This window comes from Microcystis sp. M53598_WE2 (assembly GCF_030067735.1).
GTDB lineage: Bacteria > Cyanobacteriota > Cyanobacteriia > Cyanobacteriales > Microcystaceae > Microcystis > Microcystis aeruginosa.
In genome coordinates this window covers 1-8839 of sequence record NZ_JASJFE010001042.1, presented here as the reverse complement: position 1 = coordinate 8839, position 8839 = coordinate 1, and the positions used below count along the sequence as shown (strand labels likewise).

Annotated in this window: 7 protein-coding genes; 3 read left to right on the top strand and 4 right to left on the bottom strand. The window is 46.0% G+C overall.

Going from position 1 to position 8839, the window contains the following annotated elements; all coding sequences use genetic code 11:
• On the bottom strand, positions 1–239 hold a 239-nt coding region (locus PX636_RS21365), incomplete at its 3' end, for a response regulator (protein WP_288118765.1).
• A gap of 333 nt (positions 240–572) precedes the next feature.
• On the opposite strand from PX636_RS21365, the gene PX636_RS21360 reads away from it, so the two are divergent.
• Positions 573–3500, top strand: coding sequence for a DEAD/DEAH box helicase (locus tag PX636_RS21360; protein ID WP_288118764.1), 2928 nt, complete (start codon positions 573–575; stop codon positions 3498–3500).
• 14 nt (positions 3501–3514) lie between these two features.
• Here PX636_RS21360 and PX636_RS21355 read toward each other — a convergent pair whose 3' ends face one another.
• Entirely contained in the window at positions 3515–4468 is a 954-nt protein-coding gene (locus PX636_RS21355) for a tetratricopeptide repeat protein (RefSeq protein ID WP_288118763.1), read from the bottom strand.
• Between the two features lie 304 nt (positions 4469–4772).
• On the opposite strand from PX636_RS21355, the gene PX636_RS21350 reads away from it, so the two are divergent.
• The gene (locus tag PX636_RS21350) at positions 4773–5282 is read left to right on the top strand and encodes a YceD family protein (protein WP_002795530.1); all 510 of its coding nucleotides are present in this window, start codon (positions 4773–4775) and stop codon (positions 5280–5282) included.
• 61 nt (positions 5283–5343) lie between these two features.
• Here PX636_RS21350 and PX636_RS21345 read toward each other — a convergent pair whose 3' ends face one another.
• Positions 5344–6306 (bottom strand): glycosyltransferase family 9 protein, encoded by a 963-nt coding sequence (locus PX636_RS21345; RefSeq protein ID WP_002795529.1) that lies wholly within the window; start codon positions 6304–6306, stop codon positions 5344–5346.
• Between the two features lie 110 nt (positions 6307–6416).
• Positions 6417–7019: a M23 family metallopeptidase gene (locus PX636_RS21340; RefSeq protein ID WP_288118759.1), complete on the bottom strand. Its 603-nt coding sequence runs from the start codon at positions 7017–7019 to the stop codon at positions 6417–6419.
• Positions 7020–7342: 323 nt separating this feature from the next.
• Here PX636_RS21340 and serS point away from each other — a divergent pair, with 323 nt between their 5' ends.
• A complete protein-coding gene (serS, locus tag PX636_RS21335; protein ID WP_125732047.1) occupies positions 7343–8626 on the top strand; it encodes a serine--tRNA ligase in 1284 nt (427 codons plus the stop codon).
• The last annotated feature ends 213 nt before the right edge of the window (positions 8627–8839 follow it).

Below are 8839 nucleotides of genomic sequence, written 5' to 3'. Positions count from 1 at the left end.
TATAAAGTGTCAGTTTTTAGTCTTCGACAAAGTTCTATTCCCCCCATATCTGGCATCATTAAGTCAAGAAGAATTAGGTCAGGATTAGCAGTTTTTACTCGTTCTATTGCCTGTTTAACACTACTAGCAAAACTGGTGGCATAACCAGCAGAATCAAGAATCTCCACAGCTAATTGGAGATTTTTGCCCACATCATCAACAACTAAAACTAGACAGTCTTCAGTAGAAAATTTAATCATCATCAGTCAGTATAAGTAATCAAGTTAAGGAGAAAATAGAGATACAATTATTAGTGATAAGCTGTTCGTAATTTAAATTGCTTGTTGAGACGAGGCAAGAGGCAAGAGTCAACAGTAAAGGGATTGGGAGAGATTCGGCTAATCTAAGAATAAGCGGTTTAAATACCTCTTAGCTTACAGCATTTCTGATAAAAATGAAGTATGATGGGATTGGGCATCACCCCCAAAGGTTAAGCTTGTCCCTAGTTTCTAGAAGTACGCCTTTTTCGACTAGAATCAAAAAAGCCAGCCAGAATAGCCACAATTAAAAAAATTTCTCCTCTTAGACTTGACGTGAAAGAGTCCCTTAACCCTACTTCTTTGAATCTCAAAACCATTTTTCCCTTTAAACTCGACGACTTCCAGCACTCGGCGATCGCCGCTCTTGCTGCCGGTAAATCAGTGGTTGTCTGCGCTCCCACGGGTTCCGGCAAAACTTTAATCGGAGAATACGCTATCTATCGCGCCCTAGAAAGGGGCAAACGGGTTTTCTACACCACTCCCCTGAAAGCTCTTTCTAACCAAAAATTCCGGGATTTTCAAGAAAAATTCGGTCGCACCCCCACCGATGGCGATGAGGATTCCCCGCTGCTCTTTGCCGAAGTGGGATTGATTACCGGCGATGTGGTGATCAATCCTTCAGCATTAATTGTAGTCATGACTACAGAAATTTTTCGCAATATGCTGTATAAGACCCCGATCGGTCAGGTAGGCACTTCCCTAGAAAACGTGGAAACCCTGGTTCTCGATGAATGTCACTATATCAGTGATCGAGGTCGCGGCACCGTTTGGGAAGAATCAATTATCTACTGTCCCCCTAGTATCCAATTAGTAGCCCTCTCCGCCACCATCGGCAACCCCGGAGAACTCACCGACTGGATTAACTGGGTGCGGCAACTGCCCCAACCCGGCGACAATCAGCAGACCTCCAGCTGCGAGCTAATTAACTCCGATTTTCGCCCCGTCCCCCTGCGCTTTTATTTCGCCAATAAAGAGGGATTATTCCCGCTGCTCGACCCAAAACAGAGCAAAGTTAACCCGAAACTACGCTCAAAAGTCGGCCACGGCAAACCCCGACGCTTAAAACGAGAAGATTGTCCCACCATCGCCTCCATTGTCACCACTCTGCGGGACAAGGATATGCTCCCGGCTATTTACGTCATTTTCAGCCGCAAAGGTTGCGATCAGGCGATTCGAGAGCTAAAAAACCTCAATCTCGTTAATCCAGAAGAAGCTAGAGCCATTTACTACCGTTTACTCATTTTCTTCCTGGAAGATAATCCCAATCTGCAAGAACTGACCATTTCCTTCTTTGCCGTCGAAAATCCGCCCCTACACCAGAAATTACTGGCTTTTTTCGCTAATAACCCCCAGTCTGACGAGCAACTCCTCAGCCTCTTAACCGCCGACCCCGAGACGAAAAATCAACTATTTGAATTCCTGGCCAGTGCTTCCCAATTGGTGCGCGCCGACCAAGTGGAACCCCTCACCCGGGGCTGTGGTGTTCACCATGCTGGGATTTTACCCCTCTGGAAAGAATTAGTCGAACAACTCTTTGAAGCCGGTTTAATTAAGGTGGTTTTTGCCACCGCTACCCTCTCGGCCGGGATTAATATGCCCGCCCGCACCACCGTTATCTCGGCCCTCTCCAAACGCACCGATGATGGCCATAGTATGCTGACTCCCTCGGAATTTGTCCAGATTGCCGGCCGGGCGGGTCGCCGGGGAATGGACGCGGTGGGCCATGTGGTGACAGTACAAACGCCCTTTGAAGGGGCAAAAGAAGCGGCTTTTCTGGCCACCGCCCAACCGGAACCCCTGCAAAGCTGTTTTGCGCCCAGTTACGGCATGGTCTTAAATCTCCTGCAAAAACACAGTCTAGAGGAGGCCAAAGACCTCTTAGAGCGCAGTTTCGCCGAATATCTCGCTCGTTTGAAGTTAAGCCCCGAACGACAACAGATTACCGCCTTAACCACCGAATTAGCTAAGTTGGATATGGAGTTAGCCGGTATCGAGCGGGAGCAGGTCTTCAGTTACGAAAAGCTACGGGAAAGACTGCGGGAAGAAGAAAGACTGTATAAAATCATCGCTAGTCAGTCAGAAGCCCAGAAAAGACAGGAAATACATCTAAAATTGCCGAATATTCCCGTCGGAACTATCCTCCATCTCAAGGGCAAACATATTAAGGTCCCCGTCCCCGTCCCCGCTATCTTTGTCAATACCCTGCACGGCGCTGGTCAAGTGCGAACTCTTGTTTGTTTAGGCAGTGATAATCGCTGGTATTTAGCCGCCTATGCCGATATTAGCGAGATCGATCGAGGTTTTCTCTCTCCCGCGGAATTAGGCGAACTGATACCCCCTTCCCTAGCAGCAGTTTCCCTAGGGGGGTGGCGCAAGGGTGAGGAAAATACTCAGGCGATCGCCGATTTCATCCCCCAACAAGTGCAGGGCATCCCACCGGTGGTGGAACTGGAAACACAGGCACAAAGAATTGAAATTGTCAATAGTCAAATTGCCGCTCATCCCCTGCAAAAACGCAAAAATCCGGGGCGATTGATGAAATTATACTACGATCGAGAGATTGCTCGCGATAAGTTACACAAAGCCCAGATTAAATACCAAAAACAACAATCCCGTAAATCCTACTACTGGGAAGAATTTCTGAATCTAATCGAGATTTTGCGAGAATTCCAAGCATTAGAGGTTTATTTGCCCACTCCCCTCGGAGAAGCGGCGGCCACTATTCGCGGGGAAAATGAACTCTGGTTAGGATTAGCGATGATGTCCGGAGATTTGGACAGATTGACTCCTAGCCAACTAGCCGCCGCCATCAGCGCCATGATTACGGAACCCCCTCGCCCCGATACTTGGTGCAATTACCCGCCTGTGCCAGAAGTTATCGATATTTTGCGACAAGGAGAGGGAAATTCCCCCGGTCTGCGAGAAGTTCGCCGTTTACTCTATCAAGCTCAATCTCGCTACGATATCACTATTCCCGTCTGGTTAGAAACCCAACTGATGGGGATTGCCTCCCGTTGGGCCCAGGGGACATCTTGGCCGGAATTGTGCGAAAATACTAGCCTCGATGAGGGAGATCTAGTGCGATTATTACGGCGCACCGTCGATGTTCTCTGGCAAATTCCCCAAATTCCCCGAGTTTCCCAAGTCCTTAAAGATAATGCCCGTCTCGCCGTCACAGCCATGAAGCGCTTTCCTTTATAATATTGATCGCTCTTTTAAACAATGGGAGATGGTAAGGAAAGTAACTGTTGGTGAATCTGCTCGATGAGGGCGAGGATTTGCTGATAATTGTGGTGCAATCCCTGTTGATAGAGGTGATTGGCTCCTTGATTTAAATCCGCTAAAGCTGATTGATAATAACCCAATTGATGCCGCAGTAATCCCCTTCTAATATAAGCATCGGCATAAAAAGGATCGATGGCAATCGCCTGATTTAAATGAGCGATCGAGCGGTCGTATTCACCTAATTGGTGAGCGGTACAAGCTAGATTATAGTAGGCTGAAGCGTTATTTTTATTTAACCGGAGAGCTTGATTAAAATCCGCTTTGGCTGAGGTAAAATTGTGGAGGGCTAAATGAGATAAACCTCGATCATTATAAATAGTGGCTAAAGTGTCGGGTTGCCAGTTAGTAATTTGACGCAAGGATTGATTAAAATCGGCTAGGGCAAGGGGATAATTTTTCATGGCTGCCTGAACTAAACCCCGATTATAGTAGGCTTGATAATAGGTGGGTTTTAACCGGATAGTCTGGTTATAATCGGTCAGCGCCTGTGGATAATCTCCCAAACGATAAAAAGCTAAACCCCGATGGAAATGGGCTAGATAATTATCGGATTGCTGTTGTAAAGAGCGGGTGCAGTCCTGCCAAGCGTGGAGATAATCCTGCAAATAAATCTCAGTTAAACAGCGATTACTGTAGGCTAGGGCCAAGTTATTTTCCCGTTCGATCGACTGATTGAAATCCTGCAAAGCTTGCTGATAATTACCCGCCTCTAGTTGTTCAATTCCCGATCGCAACCAGTAGGACAAATGTACTGATTGAGCCGCTTTTCCCTGCCGAGGCCATCCCCCCAGCACAAGCGAGCAGAGCAGTGCAACAATAACCAATCCACCGAGGCGAGGAAGAAAATTTTTCAAAACCGTTGACATAGGAGTATCTTTGTGCATATACTCCCAATTCTGAGGAAACTTTCTCGCTCGATCAACAGACAGCCTGTCAAATGCAGTTATCAGTTATCAGTTATCAGTTATCAGATGTGAGTTTTCAGTTCACTGATTACTGTTTACTGTTCACTGTTCACTGAAAATACACCCCACACCCCACACCCCACAGTCTAGGACTGGTCTATGTCTCTAGAGGTCAGTCTGCGATAAGCTGATATAAGTAAAGATTGTCACCGAGCAATTATGGTGGCGTTACTCGCTAACGCAGTTGACACCCGATAACCGATAAATGATACAGGAGTTATCTATGGAAACTATTTTTATCCCCCACCTCCTCAAATCTCCTGATCGACAAAGAGTCATCATCATCGATAATTTTATCCCCGGTCTAGAAACCTTGACACCAGTGCGGGGGACCTTGCTGGTTAGACATGGGGGCAATTTTTTGGAAGTATCGGTGAAAGCAGAAACCATCGTCACCTTAACCTGCGATCGCTGTTTACAACAATATAATCATCGTCTGCAATTAAACACTTCCGAATTAATCTGGCTAGACAAAAATAAAGACTACGATCACTCCTATCCTCTAGAGCGAGAAATAGCCTACGAAGACCTCTCGGAAACTCTCGATCCTAACGGGGATTTTGACCCGCAAATGTGGTTATACGAGCAGTTGTGTCTAACTTTACCCCCCCGTCAACTCTGCGGAGCCAATTGTCAACCACCGGATTTTTTTCTTCCGGAAAATACTGCCATCGATGGTCGTTGGGCCTCCCTAGAATCGTTGAAAAGTCAGTTATCTCAATCGCAAAATTGAGCCTTGATGCTGATTTTTTTCGGGTTTCGAGCCAAGAGAAAAGCGATCGAAACCCGATTCTTTACCTGCCCCAAATCTTTTTCAAGACAGTTTCGGGAGTAATATCGGCGACTTTTCCCGTATTAGCTTCAATATATCGATGACGCTCTCCCCCGCTCGGTAAAACTCTCTTAGACAACGAAGGAACCAGCAGAGAGAGGGTATAGGTTCCCACGGCCACGGCTAACTGTAAAGGGACACTTTCGGTAGCTAATAATAAATTAGCACCGGCGATCATAGCCGCCATTTTACCGATATCGGCCGTTCTGGACACTTTTAAGTTATTATCCATGGCTTTGAGCGCTAAAACCCAAGCTTCATCCAGCTCTCCCTCGATCGCTACAATTGGCAAATCTGGTTGTTGATGGCGAATACCTTGGATAATTTCTAGCCAACTCTCTAGGGGATAAAGCGTTTCCAGTCCTTGGCTGATGCTCAGATCGCTACCGCCAGCGTAGAGGAGAATATAGCCGCTATCCTTGATATTGAGGCGTTGCTGCTCCATTTCGGCCCAATCGATATCATCGCGATTCAAGGTTAGTTTTAAAGGTGGACAGGGTGGAGCAATCTTTAACCCTTTGACCAGTGCCTGATAATTATCCGCTAGATAGCCTTCCGTTGGCCGGGGTACTTGTTGCGATAAGAACCAGCTGCCATTATTTTCATAGCCTATACGGTTAGGGACACCATTTAACCAGAGTAAAAGATTGATAGCAGGACGATTGGTGAGACTAATGGCGATTTCGTACTCCCGGTCCCGAATTACTCCCAAAATATTTAAATAATCCGCTAATCCGTACTGATCTCGATAGTCAAATAAAAGCACTTCCTTAACCTGGGGACAGAGACGATAGGCAGCCTTTGCTCTCGGTTCGACCAAAACATCGATAGTACCTTGGGGGTAAGTTTGCCGGAGAGTTTCTAGAGTGGGAAAAAACAGCAGTTGATCGCTAATTCCTCCCGGTACAAGGGTTAATATTCGCATTTTATCTGGATATACCTGAATCGATCAGCTTAATTCTAGCAGTGTCCCTCGTTATTCACTAAATCTGGGCAGCGATGTTTTTTCTCAACAGAATGCGATCGCAGATTCTCTTAACTATTACCCGAAGGATTAGAACCGTACATAGCATTTAAAACCAAAGCGGGGTCAACGTATTGATTGCCGTACATCAGTCCCCAGTGCAGGTGTGGTCCGGTGGTGCGTCCGGTCATTCCCACTCTAGCCATGCGGGCCCCTGCCGGTATATCCTGACCGAGAGTAAGGACGATTCCCCCTTCCATGTCAATCAAAAAAGTACCGCGGCTATCGGATTGAACCGAACCCATGAGATGACAATAAATATGTGTCCATTGACCGGATTGCATCTTAATCATGGTGCCACAGCCTGTATGATCGGATAATTCGACGATTCTGCCAGTCCACCAATTGCGAATATAACTGCCCAAGGGTGCGGCCAGATCTAACCCGGCATGAAATTGTTGACTGCCATCCATGGGAGAGGAACGATAACCGAAACCAGAGGTATAGGTTTGAAAGTTTTCCACAGGGAAGGAGGCCCCGGCCCAAGCATTTTGAGCTATGAGGGTGGGATTAGCTTTAACGGGGTGTAAACGGTCAAATCCTAGAGAAATTAACGTGACAAGACAGCTAATCGCTAAAAAACGCAGGAATTTAACAGGCAGATATTTGAGCATGAGACTTAACTCCAGACACCAAAATTAAATATACCCCAGTTTCCGCTGCCGCTAATTTTACCGGCGGCTTTTAACCGATATTTTAGTTAAGTTTTGAGTTATTATTGACCATTGGTTAGGGGTTGAGAACATTTCCCCTCAGGCTGCCAATTCCCCGACTCCCCCACTTAATTTTTATTTTTTACTGACTTGTAAGTAGGGAGGCACAATTATTTGTAGGATGGGTTAGCGGTAGCGTAACATGAGCGGGCGTCGGGTTTCATGCTTCAACCCAACCTACGTTCTCCGTTCATCTTATATTTAATTCCACCCACCCACTTACCATGTTAGACCTAAAGCAAATTAGAGAAAATCCAGAGGAAGTACAGAAACGCTTAGATAGTCGGGGAGGTAGTTATGATATTGCCCCTATTCTCCAGTTAAATCAACAACAGAAGGCTTTAGAGTTAGAACGCAGCAGTTTACAGGGCCGGGGGAACGAAATCGGTAAACTGGTGGGACAAAAAGTTAAAAGTGGCAGCGATGCCAACAGTCCCGAAATTTTGGTGCTGAAAACAGAAGGAAACGAGATTAAAAGTAAACTAGCTCAATTAGAACCGCAGGAAAAAGCAATTAAAGCGGCTATTGACCAAAAAATCTTAGATTTACCCAATTTACCCAGTGAAACCACTCCCATCGGTAAGGATGAACGGGAAAATGTCGAAGTCAGACGCTGGGGAGAGGAATATAAACCCACCAACCCGAATATTTTGCCTCACTGGGAAATTGGGGAAAAATTGGGCATTTTAGACTTTGAACGGGCAGTAAAGATCGCCCAGAGTCGTTTTGTTAATCTTATCGCGCTCGGGGCAGCCCTAGAAAGAGCTTTAATTAATTTTATGCTTGATCGCCATATTGTCGCCGGTTATACAGAAGTTTTACCGCCAATTCTGATTAATAGTGACTCCCTGCGCGGGACGGGACAACTGCCAAAATTCGCGGAAGAAAGCTTTAAATGTCGAGATGATGAGCTTTGGTTAGCACCAACGGCAGAAGTACCAGTAACTAACCTCTATCGCGATGAAATCCTCTCATCGGAGCAATTACCGATCAAACACTGTGCCTATACCCCTTGTTTTCGTCGAGAAGCGGGCAGCTATGGCAAAGATACGAGGGGCTTGATCCGTTTGCATCAATTTAATAAGGTGGAAATGGTCAAAATCGTCCATCCTGACGCTTCTGCTGGGGAACATGAAAGTTTAGTCGCTAATGCGGAGGCAATCCTGCAAGCTTTACAGTTGCCCTATCGGGTGATTGAATTGTGTAGCGGTGACTTGGGTTTTTCGGCAGCCAAATGTTATGACTTAGAAGTGTGGCTACCTTCGGCTAATACCTATCGGGAAATTTCCAGTTGTTCTAATTTTAGAGACTTCCAAGCACGACGGGCAAATATTCGCTTTAAAGAAAAAGGGCAAAAAGGCACTAATTTTGTCCACACCCTCAACGGTTCGGGATTAGCGATCGGTCGTACTATGGCTGCTATCCTAGAAAATTATCAACAGCCGGACGGGACGGTAAAAGTGCCGGAAGTGCTGCAACCCTATCTAAAACGGGAAGTTATTTGTTAATTTTTCTGAAAAATGCTTGACAAAATGTCTATATAGGGTTTGCTGAATAAATCTAAAAACCTTGTTGGGTAAGACTTTTAGACCTTTTGTCAATCAAAAAGTACCGGATATGGGAGTGATCAGGGGGAAAATTCAGGTACTTTTTCCCTGAAAATTGGGTAGTTGACCACCTGAAAATCGGTAAAACCCTACACCCCACACCCCACACCCCAC

Bases quoted from the DNA above. Each gene is read 5' to 3' on its own strand.
- PX636_RS21340 (WP_288118759.1), bottom strand. From the start codon at position 7,019: ATGCTCAAATATCTGCCTGTTAAATTCCTGCGTTTTTTAGCGATTAGC.
- PX636_RS21350 (WP_002795530.1), top strand. From the start codon at position 4,773: ATGGAAACTATTTTTATCCCCCACCTCCTCAAATCTCCTGATCGACAA.
- serS (WP_125732047.1), top strand. From the start codon at position 7,343: ATGTTAGACCTAAAGCAAATTAGAGAAAATCCAGAGGAAGTACAGAAA.
- PX636_RS21355 (WP_288118763.1), bottom strand. From the start codon at position 4,468: ATGCACAAAGATACTCCTATGTCAACGGTTTTGAAAAATTTTCTTCCT.
- PX636_RS21345 (WP_002795529.1), bottom strand. From the start codon at position 6,306: ATGCGAATATTAACCCTTGTACCGGGAGGAATTAGCGATCAACTGCTG.